Genomic DNA, 24687 nt, shown 5'->3' on the forward strand with positions numbered 1-24687 from the left:
AAGCCCTCTAGGTTGTCTCCATGGACCGTCCCCGCCTCCTGAATCGCCGTCATGCCCTCGGCCTCGGCGCCGCCGCAGCGGCAACCCTGATCACGCCGGGTTGTTCGCGCGGAAAGTCGAACGAGCCGGCCCCGGCCGGACCGGCCAGGATCGCCACCGGCAACCTGGACGGCGTCTACGCGATCTACGGCGCGGGCCTGGCGAAGCTGGTCACCGAGGTGACCGGGGTCAAGATGGACGCCATCCCGACCGAGGGCTCGGTGCAGAACCTACGGATGCTCGACCGGGGCAGCGCGGACATCGCCTTCAGCCTGTCGGACTCCGCGCTGGACGCGTTCGAGGGCAAGGGGATCTTCTCGACCGGCAACCTGCGGTTCACCGCGCTGGCCCGGGCCTACGACAACTACGTGCACGTGGTGGTCCCGACCGCCTCCCCGATCTCCAACCTGGCCGGCCTCGCGGGCAAGGTGGTCAGCGTCGGGCCGAAGCAGTCAGGCACGAAGGTGGTGGCCGACCGGATCATCGCCGAGGCCAAGATCGACGGCTCGAACCCGAAGCTCAAGCCCGTCAAGACGGTGAACTACAACCTCGCGACGGCGGTCGAGATGCTCGCCGCGAAGGCGGAGAACCCGAACGTCAAGAACGGCATCGACGCGCTGATCTGGAGCGGCGGCCTGCCGACCGACCCGATCAAGAAGCTGCAGAACACGATCGGCTTCCGGCTGGTCGACATCGGCGACGTCGCCGAGAAGATCGCCCTGAAGCGCTTCGGCGGCTACATCCTGTCGTCGATCCCGCCGTCGGTCTACTCGCTCGCCAGCGCGGTACCGACCCTCGCCATCCCGAACTACCTGCTCGCCAAGCGCGGGCTGTCCGACTCCTGGGCCTGGTGGACGCTGAACACGATGTTCCGCCGGCAGGCCGACCTGATGAAGATCCACCCGGAGGCGGGCTCACTGGACGCCCGCTCGGCGATCGCGACGATGCCGATCCCGCTGCACCCGGCGGCCGAGCGCTGGTACCGGACCAACCACATCTGAGTCCGGTACCACGTCCGCAGGACTACAAGTCGTAGTCGTCGATCAACGGCACCCGCACCTCGATCACCAGACCGCCACCGATCGGCGGTCGTGCCACCACCCGGCCGCCGACTCGCGCGGCCTCGGAGCGGACGATCGCCAAGCCCAGACCGGTGCCGGGCATCTCGCGGTGGTGCGCGCTGCGCCAGAACCGCTCGCCGACCTTCTTCAGGTCGCGGGAGCCGAGGCCGAGGCCGTGGTCGCGGACCGAGAGGACGACCTCGGTGCCGTCCCGGAGGACCGACACCTCGACCGGAGGCGCGCCGTACTTCGAGGCGTTGTCGAGCAGGACGTCGAGGATGTCGTCGACCTCGAGCTCGGAGGCGACGCCACCGGGGACCATCTCGCCGATGATCAGTTCCAGGTCGTCGGCGGCGTAGACGGCCTTCCAGCCGACCAGCCGCTCCTTGACGGCCTGGGCCAGGTCCAGCGGCTCTTCGTTGCCCTCGGCATCACCTGGGCGGTCTGAGCCGGCCAGCCGGGACAGTCGCTGGACGATCCGGCCGAGCCGGTCGATGTCGCTCAGCGCGAACCGTGCGGTCGGCGACAGCCGCGACAGGCCCTCGATGTGGATGCGGGCCGAGGTCAGCGGCGTACGGAGCTGGTGTGAGGCGTCGGCGACGAACTCTCGCTCGCGTTGTCGCGCCTGGTGCAGGCTGAGCGCCATCGAGTTGAAGCTGTCGCCGAGTCTTCGGAGTTCGGGCGCACGGCCGTCGGTGGAGACGCGGGTGTCGAGCGCGCCGCGGGTTACCTGGTGGGTCGCGTTGTCCAGGTCGTTGAGCGGGCGCAGTACCCAGCGGGTGACCGGGCGGACGATACCGATGACGACGGCGCCGATGCTGATCAGCAGGCCGCCGAGGAGCAGCAGCAGGCCGTTCTGCACCTGGTCGCGGGCGCGCTCGGTGGGCACCCGCAGTACGGCGGCGCCGAGGACGCGGCCGTTGTTGACGACCGGGCGGGCCACGACCATGTCGCCGGAGCGCCACGGCCACATCGCCGGCGGCTCGGCGGGCAACCGGCCAGCCAGCGTGCTGGACAGCGCGCGGGCGATCTCGGGCTCGGTCACGACCACGCCGGATCGCGAGGTGGCGATCACCCGGCTGTCGACGTCGACCACGAAGACCGGGGTGTTGTAGAGCTGGTGGTAGCGCACCGCGAGCTCACGCAGGCTGGCGACGTCGCTGGACTGCAGCGGCGACTCGGCCATCGTGGCGAACCAGTCCGCGTCGTTGCTGCGGGACAGGAACAGGGTGCGGGACGCGCCGGTGGCGATGAAGTTGGCCAGCGGGACGGCGGCGATGATGGCGAGCAGGATCACCATCGGGACGAGGGACTGCAGCAGGCGACGACGCAAGGGTCAGTCCGAACCGAGGCGGTAGCCGACGCCGCGGATGGTCTGGACCAGTTCGGGCCGGCCGAGCTTGGCCCGCAGGCTCGCGACGTGCACGTCCATCGTCCGCGAGGAAGCCTCGAAGACGGACTGCCAGGCGTACAGCGCCACTTGCTCGCGCGGCACCACCCGGCCGTGGTGGGCGGCCAGCACAGCTAGCACGTCGAACTCCTTGCGGGTCAGGCTGATGGGCTTGTCGGCGACTTGGACCGTGCGGGCCTCGATGTCCACGGTCAGGTCGCCGACGGTCACCCTGGGGCGGGGCTGCAGCAAACCGGTACGGCGAAGTACAGCATCGATGCGGGCCAGCAGTTCGGAGATCGCGAACGGCTTGACCACGTAGTCGTCGGCGCCACTGCGCAGACCTCGGACGCGGTCGGCCGCCTCACCTCGGGCGGTCACCGCGATCACCGGTACGTCCGACACCGTGCGGATCTGCCGGCACACGTTGATGCCGTCGCCGTCGGGGAGCCCGAGGTCCAGCAGCACGAGGTCACCAGGGTCGGCGGCGAGCGCGTCCGCAGCCGTCCGGACGTGCGTCACCATCAACCCGTACCGGCGCAACGCAGGTATCAGAGCGTTCGCGATATCGAGATCGTCCTCGACCAACAAAATCCTGACTGCGCCGCTCATGCCGTGATCGTAGGGCAGGGAAGAGGGTTATGTGTCAGATCTTGGTAAAGACGTAATCATGCGACTCCGTGGCGTGGTCGGCAACACTAGCCTTCGAACACAGGAGGGAATCGGTCGATGACTGTGGGTGCATCAACGGGGGGCGGCAGCACCACGCTCTCCGAGTCCGAACTTGCCGAGTACGAGCAGGAAAAGCCCGCTCGGCGGCTTCGTCCTGCCCTGGACCGGGTGATCTCGGTCTGGTGTGCGGTGATCAGCGTCGGCGTCCTGGTCCAGGTGTTCTTCCCGCTCTCGGCCGGCACCCAGTTCTACTTAGTGATCTTTCTCGCAGCCGTCCTCCCGATCACTTTGGTGTGCTATCGGGGCTGGAAGGTGCCGCCCTTCCTGAATCCGTTCAAGAACCGCTCGACCGATGATCCGGGCATCACCGACTGGGTGCTCGCGGTGGTCGCGCTGGTGGTCTGTCTCTACCCGCTCCTCGACTTCGACGGTTTCCTCGAACGCAGACAGACCCCGACCGGCCTCGACGTGCTGGCCGGCGCCTTGCTCCTCGTCCTGCTGCTCGAGGCCTGCCGCCGGACCACCGGCTGGGTGCTGCCGCTGGTCAGCCTGGTGTTCATCGCCTACGCGTACTACGGCGGCTTCCTGCCCTACACCTGGTCGCTGGCCCACCAGGGCTTCAACTTCGACGCGATCATCGCCCAGTTCACGATGGGCACGGCCGGCTTCTACGGCACCCCACTCAACGTCGCCGCCACTTACATCGTGCTCTTCACCATCTACGGCGCGGTGCTGGACTACTCCGGCGCAGGCAAGTTCTTCATCGACCTGTCCTTCGCCGCCTTCAAGCGCAGCCGCACCGCACCCGGTCGGACCGTCACCCTGGCCGGCTTCCTGCTCGGTAGCGTCTCCGGCTCCGGTACTGCGACCGCCGTCTCGCTGGGCACCGTCTCGTGGCCGATCCTGCGCCGCGCGGGCTACCCGCCGGAGCCCGCGGGCGGCATGCTCGCCGCGGCCGGGATCGGCGCGATCCTGTCGCCGCCGACGCTGGGCGCCGCCGCGTTCATCATCGCCGAGTTCCTGCAGGTCTCGTACCTGACAGTGCTCGGCTACGCGGTGATCCCGACGATCCTGTACTACCTGGGCATCCTGCTCGCGATCGAGATGGACGCTCGCCGGCACGGCACCACCGAGGGCGAGCCGTCCACCCAGTCGGCCTGGAAGCTGCTCAAGCGCTTCAGCTACCACTTCCTGTCGCTGTTCGTGATCATCGCCTTCATGGCGGTGGACGTGCCGCCGTTCAAGGCCGTCGTGTACGCCGTACTGATCCAGTTCGCCTTATCTTTTTTGGACAAAGACCACCGGCTGACCGCCGGGCCGCTGTTCAAAGCGCTTGCCCAAGGCACCCGTTCGGTGCTGCCGGTGGTGGCGACCTGCGCGACCGCCGGCGTGATCGTCGCGGTGACCACGCAGACCGGGCTCGGGCTCAACCTGGCCTCGATCATCGTCGACGCGGCCAAGGGGCTGACCGACAACCACACCGTGGTGCTGATCCTGACCGTGGTGCTGTCGGCGTTCGCAGTACTGATCCTCGGCCTGGCGGTGCCGGTGACGGCGTCGTTCATCATCGCGGCCGTGATCATCGCGCCGGCGCTGGTGCAGCTGGGCGTCACCGCGCCCGAGGCGTACATGTTCATCTTCTACTACGCGGTGCTGTCCGAGGTGTCCCCGCCGACCGCGCTCGCCGCGGTGGCCACGTCCGCGATCACCGGCGGCAAGGTGATGCCGACGATGTGGCAGGCCTGGAAGTACACGCTGCCCGCGTTCCTGGTGCCGTTCGCGTTCGTGCTGACCGACAACGGCGCCCGGCTGCTGGGCCAGGGCAGCCTGATCGGGATGGTGTGGACCCTCGCCGTCTCGATCCTCGCCGTCGCGGCGCTGGCCGTCGTGACGGGTGGCTGGATCGTGGTCGCGACCGGCTGGGCCGAGCGGCTGATCTGCATCCCCGCGGCACTGCTGCTGCTCTACCTGGCACCCGTAACCATCGCCGCCGGAATCGGTTTGCTAGTTGTCGCCGTCGTCACCAACTTGGTCCGGCGGGCCCGCCAGACCGAACCAACGGAAGGACCTGCCGCCTCATGAGAACCCGTCGACGCCTCCCCGCCGCCGTGGTCGTGCTCGCTGCTGCCGTCTCCCTGGTCGCTTGCGGAGGGCAACGAGAGCCCGAGGCCGGGGGTGCCGGTACCGACAGCGGCCGGCTCACCATCGCCACCGGTAACACCACTGGTGTCTACTACCAGCTCGGCGGCGCGATGGCGAAGGTCTTCTCCGAGAAGGTCGAGGGCTACCGCGCGACCGCCAGCGAGACCGGCGCCTCGGTGCAGAACGTCCAGGGTCTGGTCGCGGGCAACTACGACATCGCCTTCTCGCTCGGCGACACCGCCGCCGACGCGGTCAAGGGTGAGCACAGCTTCAAGACCAAGCAGGACGTGGTCGCGCTGACCCGGCTCTACCCGAACTACACCCAGGTCGCGGTTCGGGCCTCGGCCGGGATCAGCAAGATCGCGGACCTGAAGGGCAAGCGGGTCTCCACCGGTTCGCCGAACTCCGGCACCGAGGTGATCGCCCGGCGGCTGCTCGAGGCGGCCGGACTCGACCCTGCCCGCGACGTCAAGGCCCAGCGGCTCGGCCTGCCGGAGTCGGTGGACGGGATGAAGGCCGGTTCGATCGACGCGCTGGTCTGGTCCGGCGGACTGCCGACCGGCGGGATCACCGACCTGACCACCAGCCTCGGCAAGGACGTCAAGCTGATCCCGATCACCGACCTGCTGCCGGCCCTGAACAAGACCTACGGCACGATCTATGCCCAGGGCAACATCCCGGCGGCGACCTACAAGCAGCCGGGCGACGTGGCCACCATCATCGTGCCGAACGTGCTGCTGGTCCGCAAGAACATGCCGGACGACCTGGCCGAGAAGCTGACCACGGCGATCTTCGAGAACAAGGACGCGCTGATCGCGGTGAACGCGGCGGCCAAGGGGATCAAGATCGAGGAGGCCGGCGAGACCGACCCGGTCGAGCTGCACCCCGGCGCGAAGAAGGCGATCGATGCCTTGAAGTAGCACCCCATGATCCGTCCTCCCCCGCACACCAGGCGCAGCGGGGGAGGGCGCAGGGACCCACCGCCGCAGACCAGGCGCAGCGGCGGCGGGAACCAGGCCCACCCTCACGACCAGGCGCAGTGGGGGAGGGAACAGATCGGGCCCGTCCCACCGGAGGCATCCGGTGGTGACGGGCCCGATCGCTGTGCAGGCCCGATCGCGTGCGGGCCCGATCGCTGTGCGGGCCGATCGCCGTGCGGGTCCGGCTCTGTGAGCTGGACCGCCGGCTCACGGCTCGCCGGTGCCTAGTGGTCCGAGCTCTTCTTCCAGAGGTTGATGCCGGCCTCGACCGCGTCGGCGTCGATCGCGTCCAGCTCGTCCTGGGTGAACTTCAGGTTCTTCACCGCGGCCAGGTTGTCCTCGAGCTGGGCGACGCTGGAGGCGCCGATCAGCGCGCTGGTGACCCGGTCGTCGCGCAGCGTCCAGGCCAGCGCCAGCTGCGCCACCGACTGGCCGCGCTGCTTGGCGATCTCGTTCAGCGCGCGGACGTGACCGAGGGTCTCCTCGGTGAGCTGGTCGGAGCCCAGCGAGGCGCCCTTCTTGGAGGCGCGGGAGCCCTCCGGCACACCGCCGAGGTAGCGGTCGGTGAGCAGGCCCTGGGCCAGCGGCGAGAAGGCGATCACGCCGATCCCCAGTTCGCCGACGGTGTCCAGCAGGTCCTCCTCGATCCAGCGGTTCAGCATCGAGTAGGACGGCTGGTGGATCAGCAGCGGCGTACCGAGCTCGGCCAGGATCGCGGCGGCCTCGCGGGTCTTCTCGGTGGAGTACGACGAGATCCCGGCGTACAGGGCCTTGCCGGAGCGGACGGCGGTGTCGAGCGCGCCCATCGTCTCCTCGAGCGGGGTGTCCGGGTCGAAGCGGTGGGAGTAGAAGATGTCGACGTAGTCGAGGCCCATCCGCTCCAGCGACTGGTCCAGCGAGGCGAGCAGGTACTTGCGGGACCCGCCGCCCTGGCCGTACGGGCCCGGCCACATGTCGTAGCCGGCCTTGCTGGAGATCAGCAGCTCGTCGCGGTACGGCTTGAAGTCGCGGGCGAAGTGGCCGCCGAAGTTGGTCTCGGCCGAGCCGTACGGCGGGCCGTAGTTGTTGGCCAGGTCGAAGTGCGTGACACCGAGGTCGAAGGCCCGGCGCAGGATGTCGCGCTGGGTGTCGAGCGGCTTGTCACCACCGAAGTTCTGCCAGAGTCCCAGCGAAATCGCCGGCAGCTGCAGTCCGCTGCGGCCAGTGCGCCGATAGGTCATTTGGTCGTCGTACCGGTCCTGAGCGGCTACGTAGTCAGTCACAGTTCCTCAGTCTGCCCCATGTCGTGACAAGTGGGCGAACCCTTGTTTTGCGGGAATTGTGAGTGTCAGTACTGCGCCTTCTGACTGAGCAGTTCTCGCCAGGGGGTGGGCGGTGACGAGGCGTAGAAGCGCAGTACGCCCAGTAGTCGGCTCGGCGGTGGGGCGGTCCAGTGCCGCTGGCCGGGCTGTGGGGGCTTGGCGAGACCGCTGATGCCCCAGCTGAGGTGGAACCAGAGGATGCTCGCCTCCAGGCCTTCGTGGTGCGGGTAGTTGCGTAGTACTGGGAGCACGTGGTCAAGGCGGAGTTTGGCGAACTCCATGCCGGGTGGGCCCCAGGCGGCGTCGCCCCAGTCGATCAGGGCTTGCAGGTGGTTGTCGTGGGTCATCAGGTTCTGTTGGGCCAGGTCGCCGTGCAGGAGGACCGGTGGGAGATTGTCGGGGATGAGTCCTGTCAGGTGGTCGAAGCAGGCTAGGAGCCAGTTCGCAGTACCGGGGTCGAGGTAGCCGGCTGTGGCTAGTTGGTCGACGGTTGGGCGGGGGTCTCCGCCGCCGTTGTCTGGGTGGACGCCGGTTGGTGGTTGTTCCACCTGGTGGAGCAGCGCGAGTTGGCTGCCGACCTCTTGCCAGAAGGCGGGTGAGGGCTCGTCGGTGTCAACCAGGTCGGTGCCGTGGACTCGCTCGAGCACCATGTACGGCGCGTCGATGAGGGCTCGGGTGGTGTCGAAGGCGACGATGCCGGGAGTCCGTACGCCGGCCGCGCGGGCGACTGGGATGACGGTGGACTCCTTGATCAGGTCCTGGTCGAAGGCCGGGGTGCGGGGGATCCGCACGAAGAGATCGTTGCCGAGGGCATAGGCACGGTTGGCTACCCCGCCTGGCGCTTCGCGGATGGATTCGGCCGGTACGCCGTACTGGGTGGCGAGGGCGTCGCGCAGTGGTCGATCCATAGGGCACATACTGGCGGATGTGCGGAGAGACGTAGATCCGGAGCTTGTCGGCAGCAGGGACTTCTACGCAGTACTGAACGCGGTGGTCGTGCCGCGGCCGATCGCGTGGGTGTCGACCCGGTCGGCCGACGGTGTGCTCAATCTGGCGCCGCACTCGTTCTTCACGGTGTCGTGCGTGCGGCCGCCGATGGTGCAGTTCACCTCGGTCGGGCGCAAGGACAGCCTGAACAACGTCGAGGCGACCGGGGAGTTCGTGGTCAACTTCGCGGCCGAGGCGTTGTTCGAGCAGGTGAACGCGACGGCGACGGACTTCCCGCCGGAGGTGGACGAGTTCGCCGCGGTCGGGCTGCACCTCGAACCGAGCAGGACGGTCGCCGTACCGCGGGTGGCCGAGTCGCCGGTCGCGATCGAGTGCACGCTGCACACCACGCTGGAGCTGGGCGACTCGACGGTGGTGATCGGGCAGGTGCGGCAGATCAGCATCGACGAGTCGGTGCTGGACGGCAATCACCCCGAGATCACCCGGTTGCAGCCACTGGCCCGGCTCGGGCGGAACGAGTGGTCGACACTCGGCGAGATCCGCGACCTCAGCCGGATCCGGTGGTCGGACTGGCCGGGGGACTACGTGGAACCGCAGAATCCCTGACGGGTAAGCGAAATCCTTTGGGTGTCGTCGGGGTGAGAACTTTCTTCGCTCCACACCCATCCGGGGTGTGGTCAGGCCCGAAGTACCAGCATGACCACACGGAAACGCAGGGCCCTGGCAGCGCTGGGAGGTTTGCTCGCCGCAGGCGCAGGACTCGGCCTGGGTGAACTGACCGCCGCCCTGGCCGGCGGAACATCCCCGGTGGTCGGTGTCGGCACCCAGCTGATCGACCTCGCGCCGGGTCCCGCGAAAGACTTCGCCGTCAAGAACCTCGGCACCGCCGACAAGCCGGTACTGATCGGCGTCGTGCTGCTCGTCGTCACCCTCTTCGCTCTGCTGGCCGGCGCGATCGGTGCCTCGAAGCCGCGGGTCGCTGTCGGGATGACGGTTCTCCTTGGCGCACTGGCGATCCTCGCCGCCGCCACCGGACGCACACTGGCCACCAACCACTTCGTCCAGGTGTTGCCTGGCGTAGTGACGTTGCTCATAGCAACCACCGGCATGGTGCTGGTGCTGCGGGCTCTCTCCCTCAATCCCTTCGGTGGCGGCGGACGCCGGAACATCCCCGCCGCCGAAGGATCCACCTCACCCGCGGCATCCGCCACTCCCGCGTCCACTCCGGAGTCGGCTTCAGCTGACACGCCCGGCTCCGCCGAGACGGCTGACACCCCCGGCGCTGCTGCCACGCCTGCTTCGGCTGACGCTTCCGCTTCCGCTAGCTCACCTGCGTCTGCCACCAGCTCGGCTTCGGCTGACGCTCCCGCTTCGGCTAGCTCACCTGCGTCTGCCACCAGCTCGGCTTCCACTGCCGCAGGTGCTGACGGCGAGGCTGAGGCGCCTGACGGGTTTGATCGGCGCAAGTTCATGGTGACGACAATGGCTCTTGGTGTTGCCGGAGTTGGCGGGCTGGCGGTTTCGCAACTGCTCCCCGACAGCGTCACCGAGGCGACCCGACGCGCGATCAAGATTCCTGTACCTGCCGACAGAGCTCAGGCGATCCCCGCCGGAGTGGCTGCTGATGTCCCAGGCGTGAGCCGGTTCGTCACGCCGAACCCGAGCTTCTACCGGGTCGACACGCTGCTGACCGTCCCCAAGGTGGACCCGCGCAGCTGGGAGTTGCGCATCCATGGCATGGTCGACCGCGAACTGCGGCTGAACTTCGCCGATCTGCTCAACCGGCGGCTGATCGAACGCGACATCACCCTCACCTGCGTCTCCAACGAGGTCGGTGGACCGTACGTCGGCAACGCCCGCTGGATCGGCGTACCGATCGCCGAGCTGCTGCGCGAAGCCGGTGTCCAGGGCGGCGCCGACGCGGTCAAGTCGACCAGCGTTGACGGCCTCACCATCGGCACTCCGCTGCAGGCGCTCACCGACGGGCGGGACGCGATCCTCGCGCTCGGCATGAACGGCGAACCGCTGCCCTTCGAACACGGCTTCCCGGTCCGGATGGTGGTGCCCGGCCTGTACGGGTACGTCTCCGCGACCAAGTGGATCGTCGACTTCGAGGTCACCAAGTTCTCCGACTTCAGCGCCTACTGGACCGATCGTGGCTGGTCCGTCGAAGCGCCGATCAAGACCTCCTCCCGGATCGACGTGCCGAAGGGTTTCGCCCGGATCAAGGCCGGACCGGCCGTCGCGGCCGGCACCGCCTGGGCGCAGCGCCGCGGCATCACCAAGGTCGAGGTCCAGGTCGACGACGGCGACTGGCAGCCCGCGAAGCTCGCGGCCGAGGACACCATCGACACCTGGCGCCAGTGGACGTTCCGCTGGGACGCGACGCCGGGCAACCACACACTCACCGTCCGGGCGACCGACGCCACCGGACAGGTGCAGACAGCCGATCGAGCCGCGCCGCGACCGAACGGGTCGAGCGGCCTGCACAACACGGTGGTGATGGTCGAGTAACCGATCACCAGCACCGCGGCAGTACCCGAAAAACCAACAACAGCAAGTAAGTACCTGGCGGTCCCTCAGCGGCCGCGTCAGGAAAGTCATCACCCCAAGGAGAAGGATCGTCATGTCCCACACCATCAAGCGTGTAGCCCTCGCCGCCTCCGCCGTTTCGTTGCTCTTCGCAACTGTTGCCTGTGGCAGCGACGACACCAAGGCCGGCGACAGCCCGTCCGCCACCTCCTCGTCCTCGGCCCCGATGGAGACCCCGTCGGCGTCCGCGTCGATGGACAACGCCGCTGGTCTGGTCGGCCCGGGCTGCGCCGACTACGCCAAGGCGAACCCGACCGGCGCCGGTTCGGTCGACGGCATGGCGGCCGCGCCGCTGGCCACCGCCGCCTCCGGTAACCCGCTGCTGAAGACCCTGGTTGCTGCGGTGTCGGGCAAGCTGAACCCGAAGGTCGACCTGGTCTCGACGCTGAACGGTGGCGAGTTCACGGTGTTCGCTCCGGTGGACTCCGCGTTCGCGAAGATCCCGGCCGCGACGATCAACACGCTGAAGACCGACAGTGCGCTGCTGTCGAAGATCCTGACCTACCACGTGATCCCGGGCCAGCTCGACCCGGCCGCGGTGGTCGGCAAGCAGGTCAGCGTCGAGAAGGGCGCCGTCACTGTCACCGGTTCCGGTGACAACTTGATGGTCAACAACGCCAAGGTGATCTGTGGTGGCGTCAAGACTGCCAACGCGACCGTGTACCTGATCGACACCGTTCTGATGCCGCCGGCCGCCTGATCCCAGTCGGACAAACGCACTACCAGCAGTAACTAGAAATTCAGTGAAATAAAGCTTCACTGCCGACTGGGCGGTGCCTCATCTGCCGGGGCGCCGCCCAGTCTTTGTCTGTCTGTTGGTCTGTCGCTGCCTCTGTCCTTGCCTTGGCCTCCCGGGGCTTCAGTGGGTGACGGACTGGATGGCTTGGAGGGTTCGGGTCAGGTCGGCTGGCGTGGTTTGGTAGTTGGAGATCGAGATGCGCATGTAGCGCTTGGAGTGCCAGGTGGTGCCGCCCATCCAGCAGGTGCCGGTGGCTTGCAGGGCGGCGATCACTCGGTCGGTCTCCGCGTCGCTGCCGAAGGAGACCAGGATCTGGTTGAGGACCACCTCGTTGCCGATCTCATAGCCTGCCGTGGTCAGTTGCTCGGCGAGGGATTTGGCCAAGGCGCAGCAGTGGTCGACTAGGAGAGTGACGCCGTCTCGTCCTAGCTCTTGCAGGCCGGCCCAGACCGCTAAGCCGCGAGCTCGGCGGGAGGACTCCAGGACGTAGTCGCCTGGCTCTGGTTCGTCTGAGGTGACCAGGTAGGAGGCGCTGTAGCCGAGTGCGGCCGCATGTGACTCGGGGTGCGCGGAGAAGACGAAGCCGCTGTCGTAGGGGAGATTGAGCCATTTGTGGCCGTCGCAGCCCCAGGAGTCGGCGCGCTCGACGCCGGCCACTTGATGTCGGTGCGTTGGGCTTGCTGCCGCCCATAGGCCGAACGCGCCATCCACGTGAACCCAACCGCCGTACTCGTGGACGATGTCGCAGGCCTCGCCGAGAGCGTCGGAGGCGCCGGTGTTCACGTTGCCCGCTTGGAGACAGACGATCAGGGGGCCTTCGTGGTCGGTCAGTCTGGCGCGCAGGTCGTCGAGGTCGATCTCACCGTTGGCCTTGCTGTGGACGAGTTCGAGGGTGCCGGAGCCGAATCCGAGTAGGCGCAGTGAGCGGTCGATCGTGCCGTGTCGCTCCTCGCCGGCGAGGATCCGGACGCTTGGAGCTCCGGCCAGGCCGTCTGTTTCGACGTCCCAGCCTGCGTTCTTCAGTACGTGGTGGCGGGCCGCAGTGAGGGCGACGGTGTTGGCTGCCTGGGCGCCGGTGACGAAGCCGGCTGAGGCTGTCGAGGGGAGACCGAGGAGGTCTTTGAGCCAGTTGCCTGCGGCGTCCTCGGCGGCGGCTGCGGTGGGTGAGAGGACGCTGTTCCAGGCGTTCTGGTCCCAGCCGGTGGCGAGGATGTCGGCGGCGCTCGCGGCGGGGAGTGCTCCGCCGACGACGAAGCCGAAGTACCGCGGACCGGCGCTGGAGACGAGGCCGGCCTCGGCGAGGGTGGCGAGCTCATCGATCACCTCGGCAGGTGGTCGGCCGGCACTGCCGAGGGGGCGGTTGAAGGCGGCTCGTACTTCGGCGAAGGTCTTGGTTGCGCCGACTGGTCGGTCGCCAAGGGACTCCCGGTACTGCGCGGCGCGGGTTGCTGCGTTGCCGAACAACTCCCGGAGGTTGGATGCTCCCCGAAGATCTGCATCGGAGGCACCTGGCACACCTGACTCGGCGGGGGTTCCGTTCGCGGCTGCGAGGTCGGAGAGCCTGGGCTGAGCAGGCGGGGAGGGGGTCTCGTCCGCGGCCGTGGGCAGGGTTTTGCTCGGGTCTGCCTTGGGAGGGTTTGGTGTCGGCTGCTCCATGGATCTGACTTTGCCATTGGGGGTGTTCATGGCGTCACGAGGCCTGGTCGAGTCTGTGGATGAGGTTGATGAAGTGTGGGGAGAGGCCAGGTCCTGGGTCGGTGTCGGGGCGGGTGGCCAGGTGCCAGCCGGTGGGGGTGACCAGGTGGACCCAGGGGGTCAGGGGGCCGGGGTCGGTGGCATGGGAGCGGCCGGCGAGGTTGAGCATCAGGCCTAGGGCGGGGATCACGGACAGGTCGGTGATGACGTGTATTAGCAGGAGGTTTCGGGCTGGCATTGCTGCCAGTACGCCGTACTGCGGGTTTTCGACTTGGAGGGATTCTCGGAGGACGGTGTCGAGGACCAGGGCGCGGGAGGCGGCGAAGTCGCTGCCGGTGATCATGGCGACCTGGATGCCGTTGTGTTCCGCGTAGGTGACTGTGTCGGTCAGGGCGCGTAGGTTGCGGAGGCCGTAGGACTCGGCGGTGGACCAGGACAGACCGAGGTCTGTTTCCGGGGCGAAGTACATGGTGATGGTGCCGTTGGTGCTGGTTGCAGGCACGGACACGAGACCCGGCACGAACTCGGGGGCCGCGTCGAGGAGGCGGGGGTCGAGGGAGTCCTTCACTGCTAGGCGCTGCAGTAATTCGCGCTGTGGGTCGGCGGGGAGTGGGGGCGGGCCGTGGCGCACGGCGTGGGCGAGGCGGTCGAAGTGTTCGCCGACCAGGCGGGGCCAGTGGTGTGGTCGCTGGCCGGCCACGATTCTTGCCAGGTTGGTCAGGCCTGCCTCGAACCGGCCGCCGGGTGGCTGCAGGATGAGGGCTCCGGCGCCGTCGTACCGTGCGGGGAGGGCGTGGGTGGCGGCGGCCTCGAGGCTCAGCCGCACCAGGTGTGCGGCCTCGGCCCGGGTCAGTGGGGCGAGCGCCTCGGGTTCGTTGCCTAGGGCCCGTTCGGTGGAGTTGTCGTGAGTGAGCATGCTGTCCACCTCCTTCGACAGAGAAAGTACGAGTGTTCGGGCGATTGCCGACCCGGTACTTCGTGGCTGTGGACAACCGCCGGATATTCTGCGAATCGAACCGACCGAACCCGACCCGGGAACGACCAGGAACCACCGAGGAGCGACACCATGCCCGCCACCCCCAGCGCAGACGGCACGCCGGCCGAGGGTGGCGCGCGCGACCAGGTGACGAGCCGCTCCGCGTCGGCCACCCGGCTCTCGCTCTCGCACATCACCGCCCAGCACGAGACGAATCTGCTCGGCACCGTGCACGGTGGAGTGGTGATGACGCTGGTCGACTCGGTCGCCGGGGTTGTTGCGGCGCGGCATTCGGGTGGGCCGGCGGTGACCGCGTCGATGGACGAGATGGTGTTCGTGGTTCCGGTTCGAGTTGGCGATGTCGTGCACTTCACTGCTCAGGTGAACTGGACCGGGCGTAGCTCGATGGAGATCGGGGTGCGGATCACGGCTGATCGGTGGGATGCGGTCGGGCCGCAGGTGCATGTCGCGACGGCGTACCTGGTGTTTGTGGCGGTTGACGAGGACGGGAAGCCGCGGGCTGTGCCGCAGGTGGTGCCGGAGACTGATGAGGATCACCGGCGGATGCGTGAGGCGGAGATCCGCCGCAGTCATCGGCTGGCCCGGCGGAAGGCGATCCTCGACTCTCGCGAGGCAACCGAAGCGGCGGCCGCAGGCACAAGCGGTGCAACGGTCGGAGGAGCACCGGAAGTGGCGGGCACGAGCGGAGCGGCCACCGCAGGCATCGACGGAGCAGCTACGGGCGGGGCGTCCGAATGACGCTGGTGGGCAGCGCCCGGCGGCATCCGTCCGCCATCCTGCTGGTCGTCCAGTTGCTCGGTGTCCTGGTCTATCCGGTGATGGAGGGCTCGCGCGGTGGCCGGGTCGCGTTCGAGATCCTCGGCATCGTCGTCCTGACGCTGGCGGTCTTCTCGGTGCGTTCGACGCCGGGGCTCACCTGGGTCAGCGTCTGCCTGGGAATTCCGGCGGTCATCTTGTCGCTGGTGGACGTCTTCTGGCCGACCGAAGCGATCGTGCCGATCTCCAACGCGCTGCATGCGGCCTTCTACTTCTATGCCGCCTACAGTCTGCTCCGCTACATGTTGGGCGACCACGACGTGAGCTCCGACGAGCTCTATGCCACCGGTGCCACGTTCACCTTGGTGGCTTGGGGTTTCGCCTACCTGTTCGTCTTCGTCCAGGCGCTTGTACCGGGCAGCTTCACCGCCGCGGTCAACCCGACGCAGGACCGCAACTGGATGGAGCTGCTGTTCCTCAGCTTCACCACGCTGTCCAGCACCGGGCTGAGTGACATCGTGCCGATCACGTCCTGGGGACGATCGGTGGTGATGATCGAGCAGCTGGCCGGCCTCGGGTACGTCGCGATGGTCGTGTCCCGTCTTGTCGGCCTGACCGTCGCCAAACGAACCTGACCGCCTAGCGGCGCGGCCACCTGCTTAGCGACGCGGCCAACCGTCCAGCAGATCCGCAGCAGCCCGATGCGCCACCTCCGGCGCATCCTCCATCGCCGCCACCCGGAAGCAAACGAGCGCACCCTCGTGCAGCAACAGCAACCGATCAGCCAGCTCCTCGACCCGCTCGAAGCCGCCCACCACAGCCTGCGCCAGGAACTCCGCTCGCATCCACTGCTTCTGCGCCACGATCACCGGCATCGCCGGGTGGTCGGGCGCTGCCAGCTCCACGCTCGCATTGATGAAGCCGCAGCCACGCCGTGACTCGGCCATCCAGTCCGTCAGCGCCGCGAACAGCGCCAGGATCATCTCTTCCGGCGAGGCCGGCCGCCGCTCGGTCAGCTGGTCGTCGAGGAACGCGTGCCACACCCGGTTCCGGCGCTCCAGGTAGGCCGCGATCAGCTTGTCCTTCGACCCGAACCGGTCGTACAGGGTCTTCTTCGTCACGTCGGCGGCCTCCGCGATCGCGTCGACGCCGACCGTGCGGATCCCGCGCTCGTAGAACAGCGTCGACGCCGCCGCCAGGATGCGCTCGCCGGCAGGCGTCAACCGGGCCGCCTCCAGCTCGCCTCGGTCCGTCAGAAGTCTCGCCTGGTGAACGACCATACTGACAGTATACCGACCGGTGTGGTTACTTGGAGAGCATGATCAATCCCAAGGCGCTCCCAGTCCTCGCCGGAAGCGGCTTCGTCGTGTTCTGGAGTTGCGGCTTCATCGGCGCCCGCTGGGGAACGGAGTACGCGTCGGCCTTCGATCTGCTCGCCTGGCGTTATCTGCTCGCCGGAGCGATCGCGGCCGTAGTACTGCTGAAGCGGAGGCCGCGGCTGACTCGCAACGATCTCGTCACCCACGTGGTGATGGCATTGCTCACCCAGTGCCTCTACCTGGGCCTGATCTTCACGGGCATCGACCATGGCATCTCGGCCGGAGTGACAGCCCTGATCGGCTCGCTGCAACCGATCCTGATCGCCACGCTGGCCGGTCCGCTGCTGGGAGAACGAGTCAGCAGCAAACAGTGGCTTGGCCTCGTCCTGGGCGTCGGCGGGGTAGCCCTGGTTGTGGCGGATGACCTTGGCGCGGGCCACGCGAAGGCAGTCCTCTTCCTCCTCCCATTAGGCGGCCTGCTCGGGTTGGTGGCCGGGACGATCTGGGAGCGGCACCGGAAGCCGACCGCCAACCTGCTGGACGCACTCTGCCTGCAGAGTCTCGTCTCGTGCGTGTTCTTCGTCGCGGTCACCGCAGCCACCGGCCAACTGACCGTGCCGCACGAAGTCCAGTTCTACGGCGCGGTCCTGTGGCTGGTCGTCCTGGCCACCGGTGGCGGCTGGGGCCTGTACCTGGTGAACCTCAAGTTGTCCGGCGCCACCAGGATCAGCGCCCTGCTCTACCTGGTGCCACCCACGACGATGGTCTTCGCCTTCCTGCTGTTCGGCGAGACGATCGGCGCCCTCGCGGTCGGCGGCATGCTGCTCTGCGCGCTGGCTGTTCTGCTGATCACGGTCCGCCCACGGCGCACGAGGACCAGGATCTCGTTACGCTGCGACCATGGCGGAACCACGGTGGCTGGATGACCAAGAGCAGCGGGCCTGGCGAGCGTTCATCGCGGCCCAGCGCGTGGTGAACGGCCGGATCGAGCAGCAACTGCAGCGCGACGCCGGGATGCCGCACACGTACTTCGAGATCCTGGTCCGGCTGGCCGACGCCGACGACGGCCGGTTGCGGATGAGCGAGCTCGCCGTCTCCACCCTCGGTTCGCGCAGCCGGCTGTCGCACGCGGTGAACCGGCTGGAGAAGGTCGGCTGGGTCCGCCGCGAGGGGATCGAGTCGGACCGCCGTGGCCAGGTCGCGATCATCACCGAGGAAGGCCGGCAGAAGCTCAAGGACACCGCGCCCGGCCATGTCGAGACCGTCCGGCAGGCCGTCTTCGACGCGCTCAGCGGCGAGCAGGTCGAGCAGTTGCTGGACATCTGCGCCGCCCTGGCCCGACACTCCGGCGGCACCTACGACAGCGCTGTCTGGGAGCCGAAGGGCGCTGGTCCCTCGCCCGCCTAGCTCGATGGGCAAGAATGATCGGGATGAAGACCACGGGAAGCCGAGCACTGGCCGTAGTAGTTGCGGCCACCCTGCTCGCAGGCTGCGGCGACACTGACACCCCAACGGCGGGCCCGAGTACTGCGCCCTCCTCCACGGTCACTCGGCAGACCCCACCACCGAGTACGCCGATCCAGCCGCCCAGCCAGTCTCCAGGCCAGACACCGAGCCAGACCGTCACGCCACCACCGCCTGGTGGTAGCTGCGTGGACCAGAAGCTCCAGCAACTTACTCTGCGCGAGCAGGCAGCCCAGCTGATCATGACCGGTATCGCCACCAACGGCATGACCTCGGCCGAGCGAGCCATCGCCACCGCCCAGAAGCCCGGCGGCCTCCTGCTGATGGGCCCCGGCGGCAGCGCCTCCCACACCCGTACTGCGATGGCTACGGCGAGCACCGCGGCCACGGTGAAGGGTGTGCGTCCCTTCATCGCCGCAGACCAGGAAGGCGGCAAGATCCAGCGCCTCAAGGGCTCTGGCTTCGACCGCATCCCAGCCGCGACGGTGCAAGCCACCTGGTCCGACCAGAAGCTGACCGCCCAAGCCAAGACCTGGGCCACCCAGCTCAAGCAGGCCGGCGTGAACATGGACCTCGCGCCGGTCGCGGACGTAGTACCGGCGTCTCTCGGTGATGGCAACGCGCCCATCGGAGCGCTGGATCGTGGCTACGGGAACACGCCGGAGAAGGTCAGCCCGCACGTCGCCGCCTTCGTCAGGGGGATGAAGTCGGCCGGTGTGATGACCTCGGTCAAGCACTTCCCGGGGCTCGGCCGGGTGAAGGGCAACACCGACTTCTCCTCCGGAGTGGTGGACACCGTCACCACCCGCAACGACAGCGATCTCGCGCCGTTCGCCACCGGCATCCAGGCCGGTTCCGACCTGGTGATGATCTCCACCGTGACCTACACCAAGATCGACCCGAAGAACCGGGCGGTGTTCTCGCCGACCATCATCGGCGGCATGCTGCGCGGCGATCTCGGGTACGGCGGGGTCGTGATCACCGACGACGTCGGTGCGGCCGCGGAGGTCGCGTCGGTGCCGGCCGGTCAGCGGGCCACCCGGTTCGTCGCCGCGGGCGGCGACATCGTCATCACCGCCAAGGCCTCGCTGACCTCGACCATGATCAACGCGCTGGTCGCGAAGGCCCAGCAGGACATGGGATTCGCGGAGGGTGTCCGGACCAGCGCTCGCCGGGTCCTCACGCTCAAGCAGAGTTACGGCCTGCTGAGCTGCGGATGAGCATGCCCGAGCAGGAGCCGGACTACCGGTTCACGCTCGCCAACGAGCGCACCTACCTGGCCTATCTGCGCACTTCGCTGGCCTGCTACGCGGGTGGGCTGTCCGCAGTACAGTTCCTGGACCTCGGTCCGGACCGGTGGCCCGCGCGGATCATCGGCATCATCCTGGTCGCCGCGGGGATCGTCACCACGGCAGGCGCCTTCCGGCGCTGGCAGGCCAATCAGACCGCGATGCGAACCGGCGGACCACTCCCGGTGACCAGGGTGCCTTTGGTGCTGGGGGCAACAATCGCCGTGGTCGGGCTGATCGGCCTGTTGTTCAGCCTGTGGCGATGAACACAGAACGTGATCCTGGTCTCCAGGCCGAACGCACCTTGCTGGCCTGGCGCCGTACGTCGCTGGGACTGGTCGTCAACGGGGGCCTGCTGCTTGCCTCCGGCCACGGTACGTCTGACGTCCGGCTGGGCCTCGGAATCGTCGTCACAGTGCTCGCACTGGGCTGCTGGGCCGCTGTCAGCGCGGTCTACCGCCGGGGTGTCCGCCCGACCGCCCTGGGTTCCGAGCGAGTACTGCGGCTGGCGGCCGGTCTGGTGCTCGTGGTGGGGGTGTTCGACCTCTATGCGGTGGTCACGCGGTGAAGTCTTCCGATCACTTTCCGGCGGCATTGAGTCTACGTAGCCGTCATCTCGCGGTACCTTGAGCAGGCGGATGCTCCGTCAGCGGTCCGTTGCCCCTAGCATGTTCACGGTTTGTCCCTCGTTCACCCGGAGCTTGAAGTGCGGTTACGTCTGCGTCCGAACGACCCGACGTTCTACGACCTGTTCACCGAATCCGCCAACCACCTGGTGGACGGATCCCGCATTCTCGCTGAGCTGCTCGGCAGCACGGCCGGATCGGGACTGTCCGCGAGTCACCAGATCGCAGTCCAGATGAAGGACGCCGAACACGCGGCGGACGAGACGACCCACTCGATCATTCGCCGGGTCAACTCGACATTCGTGACGCCGTTCGACCGGGAGGACATCTACCGGCTTGCCTCCGATCTCGACGACGTGATGGACTTCATGGAGGAGGCGGTCGACAACGTCCACCTCTTCGGTCTCGAGAGCCTGCCGGCCGAGGTGGCCGAGCAGATCGAGGTGCTGCAGCGGATGGCCACCCTGACGGCCGAGACGATGCCGAGCCTGCGCACCATGAAGGACCTGGCCGAGTACTGGATCGAGATCAACCGGCTGGAGAACACCGGTGACGCGGTCCACCGCCGGATCATCGCCAAGCTGTTCAGCGGCGAGTTCGACGCGCTGACGGTGATGAAGGTGAAGACCGTGGTCGACCTGCTGGAGGCCGCCATCGACGCCTTCGAGCACGTCGCGAACACGGTCGAGCAGATCGCCGTCAAGGAGAGCTGAGCGTGGAGCTCGCGCTCGTCATCGCGGTCATCGTCATCGCGCTCGCCTTCGACTACACCAACGGTTTCCACGACGCCGCGAACGCCATCGCGACGTCGGTCTCCACCCGGGCGCTGACGCCGCGGGTCGCCCTGGTGATGGCGGCGGTGATGAACTTCGTCGGCGCCTTCCTCGGCACCGAGGTGGCCGACACCATCGGCAAGGGCATCATCAACATCCCGGCGGGGCAGCACGGCCTGGTGATCGTGATCGCTGCGCTGGTCGGCGCGATCACCTGGAACCTGATCACCTGGTACTTCGGCCTGCCGTCCTCGTCCTCGCACGCCCTGATCGGCGGCCTGGTCGGCGCCGGACTGGCCTCCACCAGCGTGGTGCTGTGGTCCGGCATCGTCGACAAGGTCGTCATCCCGATGGTGCTGTCACCGGCCATCGGCTTCTTCGGCGCCTTCCTGCTGATGACGGCGATCCTGTGGATCTTCCGCCGCAGCAACCCCGGCAAGACCACCCGTGGCTTCCGGCTGGCGCAGTCGCTGTCGGCGGCCGCGATGGCGCTCGGCCACGGTCTGCAGGACGCCCAGAAGACGATGGGCGTGATCTTCCTGGCGCTGCTCACCACCGGGCACGTCAACAAGGAGGACGGCATCCCGACCTGGGTGAAGATCTCGGCCGCGACCGCGATCTCGCTCGGTACCTACTCGGGTGGCTGGCGGATCATGCGGACCCTCGGGCGCCGGATCATCCACCTCGACCCGGCCCGTGGCTTCGCCTCCGAGGCGGTCGCCGCGACCGTGCTCTACGTGATGGCGATCGGCCTGCACGCGCCGGTCTCGACCACGCACACGATCACCTCGGCGGTGATGGGCGCGGGCGCCACCAAGCGGCTGTCAGCGGTCCGCTGGGGCGTCGCGAAGGGCATCGTCCTGGCCTGGGTGATGACGATTCCGGCCGCCGGTCTGGTGGCTGCCGGGGTGTACTTCGTTGTCCATCTGATCCTGGAATAGTTCAGTTCACTGCGATTTAACCCGGCGGGCTTAGCGTCGAAAGCGCCCCTGACGCCGCCCTCCGGGATGTGGACGAGATGGATCTGTCGTTCCTTGTCATCGTGGTCATCATCACCGCGTTGGTGTTCGACTTCACCAACGGCTTCCATGACACCGCCAACGCGATGGCGACGTCGATCGCCACCGGCGCGCTGAAACCGAAGGTCGCCGTCGGCCTGTCGGCGATCCTGAACCTGGCCGGCGCCTTCGTCTCCACCGAGGTCGCCAAGACCATCTCGAGCGGGCTGGTCGACGACGCGAAAATCACCGTCCCGATCATCTTCGGCGGCCTGGTCGGCGCGATTCTGTGGAACCTGCTGACCTGGTACGTCGGTCTGCCCAGCTCCTCGTCGCACGCCCTGTTCGGCGGCCTGATCGGGGCCACCTGGATCGCGGCCGGCAGCGGCGCGGTGAACTTCGGCACGGTCGTCCAGAAGATCATCGTGCCGGCTGTCGCCGCCCCGATCGTGGCCGGTGTGGTCGCCCTGCTGGGCACCTACCTGGCCTACACGATCACCCGGCGGGCCCGGAAGAAGACCGTCGACGACGGCTTCCGGGTCGGCCAGATCGCCTCCGCCTCGCTCGTCTCGCTGGCCCACGGCACCGGTGACGCGCAGAAGACGATGGGCATCATCACGCTGGTGCTGATCACCTCGGGCAGTCTGGCGGCAGGCTCCCGGCCGCCGCTGTGGGTGATCTTCGCCGCCGGGCTGGCGATCGCGCTCGGCACCTACCTGGGCGGCTGGCGGATCATCCGGACCATGGGCAAGGGCCTGACCGAGATCGAGTCCCCGCAGGGCTTCGCGGCCGAGAGCAGTTCCACTGCCGTCCTGCTGGCCTCCTCGCACCTCGGCTTCCCGCTGTCGACCACCCAGGTCTGCTCCGGCAGCATCCTCGGCGCCGGCCTCGGCAAGCGTCTCGCGGAGGTCCGCTGGACGGTCGCCGGCCGGATGGCACTGGCCTGGCTGTTCACGCTGCCGGCCGCCGCCCTGGTCGGGGCACTCGCAGGCAGGGTCGCCAACTCCGGCAACACCGGTGTCGCGATCATCGCCGTCGCCGCGGCCGCAGCGGGCGGTGGCCTGTACTACGCGTCGCGGCGCAAGCCGGTGACGTCGAAGAACGTCAACGAGTACCCGGGCGCGACGGCGACCCCGGCGAGCGCAGTACCGGCTGCTTGAGGAGGCACGGATGCACATCGACTGGAGCGCACTCGGTCAGGTCGCGATCGCCAGCCTGGTCTTCGGGGTCGGGATCGCGGTGCTGTTCGCCGTCGGGGTGACCGCGCTGTCGCGGCGCGCGGTGGCGATCGACGAGAAGAAGGGCACGGCACCGGCGGACACCGCGGTGGCAGGCGTCTGTTTCCTGGCTTGCGTAGGTGCAGTTCTCTACGGGTTGTATTTGATCATCCCGCAGTTCCACTAGCGGCCCCAGCGGCGGACCGACCTCGCGACGTCCTTGGGGCGGAGCGAGGCCACCGAGCTCTCCCAGTTGTTGTAGAGGGAGTCGCCGAGCAGGGTGAGGCTCAGGAACGCGTGCGGCCGGACCGCCATCACCCAGGTCGCGGCGGCGGCATGGCCCTGCTGGTGCAGCAGCCGGTCGGCCGTGTCCTCGATCCGCGCCTTGTGGCCGTCGGGCGGCATGTTGATGGTCGCCCACGCCTTGACGATCGCCGGGTCCTTCGCGGTCATCTGGGCCAGGTAGGTCAGCGGCCCCCGCCAGGCGCCCCGGCGGCCGAGATTGTCCAGGCTCTCCAGCGGGAACCAGCCGTTCTGGCAGCGCCGGCCGTTCACCGCCGACTCGATCTCGCGGGCCTGTTCCGGGCGCAGGTTCTGCGTCGCCCAGTACAGGAAGTAGACCCCGACGTCCGGGATCTCCTCCGCGACGTTGCCCGGGATGCTCAGCTTCCCCGGCTCGAAGAGGTGCAGCTCTTCGTCTGATCCGTACAAGATTGTCATTTCCCCCCGCCCAGCCCGATGACCGCAGACAGAGCGCCCGGGGCGGGAACGCGGCAGCCTGCCGTCGAGAGGGACCCCCCAGGTCCTGCTTCGACTACCAAAGACCTTTGGTACCCGTGGGCCGCCCTGGGGTCAACCCCTCGTCCGGATACCGATTACCGCTATAACTGGATCGGCTGTGCGGAGTTACTGCCTATTTCCGGCGTTTGGCGGCGCGTTCGCGCAGCTCCTCGGCGTCGAGCCGGTCGGCCTCCGCGGGTGTCGGCGCGCTGCCGCCGTACGACGCGGGCAGCCACCAGGCGCCGGCCGGCTTCTCGGCGTACGAGCTGATCGTGCGGTCGAGCATCCCGGCCATCGTGGCGCGCAGCTCGGCGGTCGCCTCGAGGGCGTCGTCCTCCGGGGCGACGTGCATCGGCTCGCCGACGGTGATGGAGACCTTCTGGTGCCGGGAGAAGTCGCGCGGGTGGTCCTTGGTCATCATCCGCTGGGTGCCCCACAGGATCATCGGGATCACCGGCACACCCGCCTCGGCGGCCATCCGGACCGCGCCCGACTTGAAGTCCTTCAGCTCGAACGACCGGCTGATGGTGGCCTCGGGGAAGACGCCGACCAGCTCGCCGTCGCGGAGGTACCTGACCGCCTGCCGGTACGACGCCGCGCCCGCGCCGCGGTCCACCGGGATGTGGTGCAGCGAGCGCATCAGCGGACCGGAGTACCGGTTGCGGAAGAGCACCTCCTTGGCCATGAACCGGACCAGCCGCTTGCTCGGCTGGGCGCCGTAGCCGCCGATCACGAAGTCGACGTAGCTGATGTGGTTCACCGCCAGCACGGCACCGCCCGTGGTCGGGATGTGCTCCGTCCCGACCATGGTGATCCCCAGGTCGAGCACCTTGAAGCCGGTCTTTACCAGGCCGATCACCGGCGGGTACACAATGTCGCGCATGAGCTGACGTTACCCGCTCGGTCAAC

At 68.0% G+C, this 24687-nt stretch carries 26 protein-coding genes; 17 read left to right on the forward strand and 9 right to left on the reverse strand.

The genetic code is table 11. The annotated features are described in order from the left end of the window. The first annotated feature begins 20 nt into the window (after window positions 1-20). Window positions 21-1040: a TAXI family TRAP transporter solute-binding subunit gene (locus tag AB0P21_RS37790; protein ID WP_363703671.1), complete on the forward strand. Its 1020-nt coding sequence runs from the start codon at window positions 21-23 to the stop codon at window positions 1038-1040. A gap of 22 nt (window positions 1041-1062) precedes the next feature. Here AB0P21_RS37790 and AB0P21_RS37795 read toward each other — a convergent pair whose 3' ends face one another. After that, on the reverse strand, window positions 1063-2433 hold the full coding sequence (locus AB0P21_RS37795; protein WP_363703673.1) for an ATP-binding protein: 1371 nt from the start codon (window positions 2431-2433) through the stop codon (window positions 1063-1065). Window positions 2434-2436: 3 nt separating this feature from the next. Beyond that, complete coding sequence (locus tag AB0P21_RS37800) at window positions 2437-3102, reverse strand: response regulator transcription factor (protein WP_012918592.1); 666 nt, start codon at window positions 3100-3102, stop codon at window positions 2437-2439. Window positions 3103-3219: 117 nt separating this feature from the next. Between AB0P21_RS37800 and AB0P21_RS37805 the strand changes: the two genes are divergently transcribed. Together AB0P21_RS37805 and AB0P21_RS37810 are read left to right on the forward strand one after the other, a co-directional pair. Beyond that, window positions 3220-5244 carry a TRAP transporter fused permease subunit gene (locus AB0P21_RS37805; RefSeq protein WP_363703675.1) on the forward strand — a complete coding sequence of 675 codons (2025 nt, stop codon included), beginning with the start codon at window positions 3220-3222 and terminating at the stop codon, window positions 5242-5244. Further along, entirely contained in the window at window positions 5241-6224 is a 984-nt protein-coding gene (locus AB0P21_RS37810) for a TAXI family TRAP transporter solute-binding subunit (RefSeq protein WP_363703677.1), read from the forward strand. The genes AB0P21_RS37805 and AB0P21_RS37810 overlap by 4 nt, the downstream gene beginning before the upstream one ends. Window positions 6225-6508: 284 nt before the next feature. Here the strand turns inward: AB0P21_RS37810 and mgrA are convergent, their stop codons facing one another. Both mgrA and AB0P21_RS37820 read right to left on the reverse strand, forming a co-directional pair. Further along, window positions 6509-7546, reverse strand: coding sequence for an L-glyceraldehyde 3-phosphate reductase (gene mgrA / locus AB0P21_RS37815; protein WP_363703679.1), 1038 nt, complete (start codon window positions 7544-7546; stop codon window positions 6509-6511). A gap of 65 nt (window positions 7547-7611) precedes the next feature. Beyond that, window positions 7612-8493: an aminoglycoside phosphotransferase family protein gene (locus AB0P21_RS37820; RefSeq protein ID WP_363703681.1), complete on the reverse strand. Its 882-nt coding sequence runs from the start codon at window positions 8491-8493 to the stop codon at window positions 7612-7614. 19 nt (window positions 8494-8512) lie between these two features. Here AB0P21_RS37820 and AB0P21_RS37825 point away from each other — a divergent pair, with 19 nt between their 5' ends. The 3 genes from AB0P21_RS37825 to AB0P21_RS37835 all read left to right on the forward strand — a co-directional run bounded on the left by AB0P21_RS37825 (window position 8513) and on the right by AB0P21_RS37835 (window position 11825). Next, complete coding sequence (locus AB0P21_RS37825) at window positions 8513-9139, forward strand: flavin reductase family protein (RefSeq protein ID WP_363703683.1); 627 nt, start codon at window positions 8513-8515, stop codon at window positions 9137-9139. A gap of 90 nt (window positions 9140-9229) precedes the next feature. Beyond that, window positions 9230-11047, forward strand: a complete 1818-nt coding sequence (locus AB0P21_RS37830; RefSeq protein WP_363703685.1) for a molybdopterin-dependent oxidoreductase — start codon at window positions 9230-9232, stop codon at window positions 11045-11047. A 112-nt stretch (window positions 11048-11159) separates the two neighbouring features. Next, entirely contained in the window at window positions 11160-11825 is a 666-nt protein-coding gene (locus AB0P21_RS37835) for a fasciclin domain-containing protein (protein WP_363693832.1), read from the forward strand. A 159-nt stretch (window positions 11826-11984) separates the two neighbouring features. Here the strand turns inward: AB0P21_RS37835 and AB0P21_RS37840 are convergent, their stop codons facing one another. Further along, window positions 11985-13328 carry a pyridoxal-dependent decarboxylase gene (locus AB0P21_RS37840; protein ID WP_363703688.1) on the reverse strand — a complete coding sequence of 448 codons (1344 nt, stop codon included), beginning with the start codon at window positions 13326-13328 and terminating at the stop codon, window positions 11985-11987. Window positions 13329-13554: 226 nt separating this feature from the next. Beyond that, window positions 13555-14475, reverse strand: a complete 921-nt coding sequence (locus AB0P21_RS37845; protein ID WP_363703690.1) for a hypothetical protein — start codon at window positions 14473-14475, stop codon at window positions 13555-13557. Between the two features lie 150 nt (window positions 14476-14625). On the opposite strand from AB0P21_RS37845, the gene AB0P21_RS37850 reads away from it, so the two are divergent. Continuing rightward, window positions 14626-15294 carry an acyl-CoA thioesterase gene (locus tag AB0P21_RS37850; RefSeq protein ID WP_363703692.1) on the forward strand — a complete coding sequence of 223 codons (669 nt, stop codon included), beginning with the start codon at window positions 14626-14628 and terminating at the stop codon, window positions 15292-15294. After that, window positions 15291-15947, forward strand: a complete 657-nt coding sequence (locus AB0P21_RS37855) for a potassium channel family protein (RefSeq protein ID WP_363703694.1) — start codon at window positions 15291-15293, stop codon at window positions 15945-15947. The genes AB0P21_RS37850 and AB0P21_RS37855 overlap by 4 nt, the downstream gene beginning before the upstream one ends. 24 nt (window positions 15948-15971) lie before the next feature. On the opposite strand, the gene AB0P21_RS37860 is transcribed toward AB0P21_RS37855, so the two are convergent. Then, on the reverse strand, window positions 15972-16592 hold the full coding sequence (locus AB0P21_RS37860; protein ID WP_363703696.1) for a helix-turn-helix domain-containing protein: 621 nt from the start codon (window positions 16590-16592) through the stop codon (window positions 15972-15974). Window positions 16593-16630: 38 nt separating this feature from the next. Here AB0P21_RS37860 and AB0P21_RS37865 point away from each other — a divergent pair, with 38 nt between their 5' ends. From AB0P21_RS37865 to AB0P21_RS37905, 9 genes are all read left to right on the forward strand, one after another. Next, the gene (locus AB0P21_RS37865) at window positions 16631-17557 is read left to right on the forward strand and encodes a DMT family transporter (protein ID WP_363703698.1); all 927 of its coding nucleotides are present in this window, start codon (window positions 16631-16633) and stop codon (window positions 17555-17557) included. After that, window positions 17532-18038, forward strand: coding sequence for a MarR family transcriptional regulator (locus tag AB0P21_RS37870; RefSeq protein WP_363703700.1), 507 nt, complete (start codon window positions 17532-17534; stop codon window positions 18036-18038). Before AB0P21_RS37865 ends, AB0P21_RS37870 begins: the two co-directional genes overlap by 26 nt. A 23-nt stretch (window positions 18039-18061) precedes the next feature. Further along, entirely contained in the window at window positions 18062-19315 is a 1254-nt protein-coding gene (locus AB0P21_RS37875) for a glycoside hydrolase family 3 N-terminal domain-containing protein (RefSeq protein ID WP_363703702.1), read from the forward strand. Further along, window positions 19312-19650, forward strand: a complete 339-nt coding sequence (locus tag AB0P21_RS37880; RefSeq protein WP_363703704.1) for a DUF202 domain-containing protein — start codon at window positions 19312-19314, stop codon at window positions 19648-19650. Before AB0P21_RS37875 ends, AB0P21_RS37880 begins: the two co-directional genes overlap by 4 nt. Then, on the forward strand, window positions 19647-19952 hold the full coding sequence (locus AB0P21_RS37885) for a DUF202 domain-containing protein (RefSeq protein WP_363703706.1): 306 nt from the start codon (window positions 19647-19649) through the stop codon (window positions 19950-19952). Before AB0P21_RS37880 ends, AB0P21_RS37885 begins: the two co-directional genes overlap by 4 nt. 138 nt (window positions 19953-20090) lie before the next feature. Next, on the forward strand, window positions 20091-20723 hold the full coding sequence (locus tag AB0P21_RS37890) for a DUF47 family protein (protein ID WP_363703708.1): 633 nt from the start codon (window positions 20091-20093) through the stop codon (window positions 20721-20723). A 2-nt stretch (window positions 20724-20725) separates the two neighbouring features. Next, a complete protein-coding gene (locus AB0P21_RS37895) occupies window positions 20726-21724 on the forward strand; it encodes an inorganic phosphate transporter (RefSeq protein ID WP_363703710.1) in 999 nt (332 codons plus the stop codon). A gap of 77 nt (window positions 21725-21801) precedes the next feature. Continuing rightward, window positions 21802-22941 (forward strand): inorganic phosphate transporter, encoded by a 1140-nt coding sequence (locus tag AB0P21_RS37900; RefSeq protein WP_363703712.1) that lies wholly within the window; start codon window positions 21802-21804, stop codon window positions 22939-22941. A 10-nt stretch (window positions 22942-22951) separates the two neighbouring features. Next, window positions 22952-23185 (forward strand): hypothetical protein, encoded by a 234-nt coding sequence (locus AB0P21_RS37905; protein ID WP_363703714.1) that lies wholly within the window; start codon window positions 22952-22954, stop codon window positions 23183-23185. Here AB0P21_RS37905 and AB0P21_RS37910 read toward each other — a convergent pair. Together AB0P21_RS37910 and AB0P21_RS37915 are read right to left on the reverse strand one after the other, a co-directional pair. Then, entirely contained in the window at window positions 23182-23718 is a 537-nt protein-coding gene (locus AB0P21_RS37910) for a hypothetical protein (protein ID WP_363703716.1), read from the reverse strand. The two genes, AB0P21_RS37905 and AB0P21_RS37910, sit on opposite strands and share 4 nt — an antisense overlap. Window positions 23719-23911: 193 nt before the next feature. Then, complete coding sequence (locus AB0P21_RS37915) at window positions 23912-24661, reverse strand: lysophospholipid acyltransferase family protein (protein ID WP_363703718.1); 750 nt, start codon at window positions 24659-24661, stop codon at window positions 23912-23914. Window positions 24662-24687: the final 26 nt, after the last annotated feature.

The organism is Kribbella sp. NPDC056861 (assembly GCF_040687575.1).
GTDB lineage: Bacteria > Actinomycetota > Actinomycetes > Propionibacteriales > Kribbellaceae > Kribbella.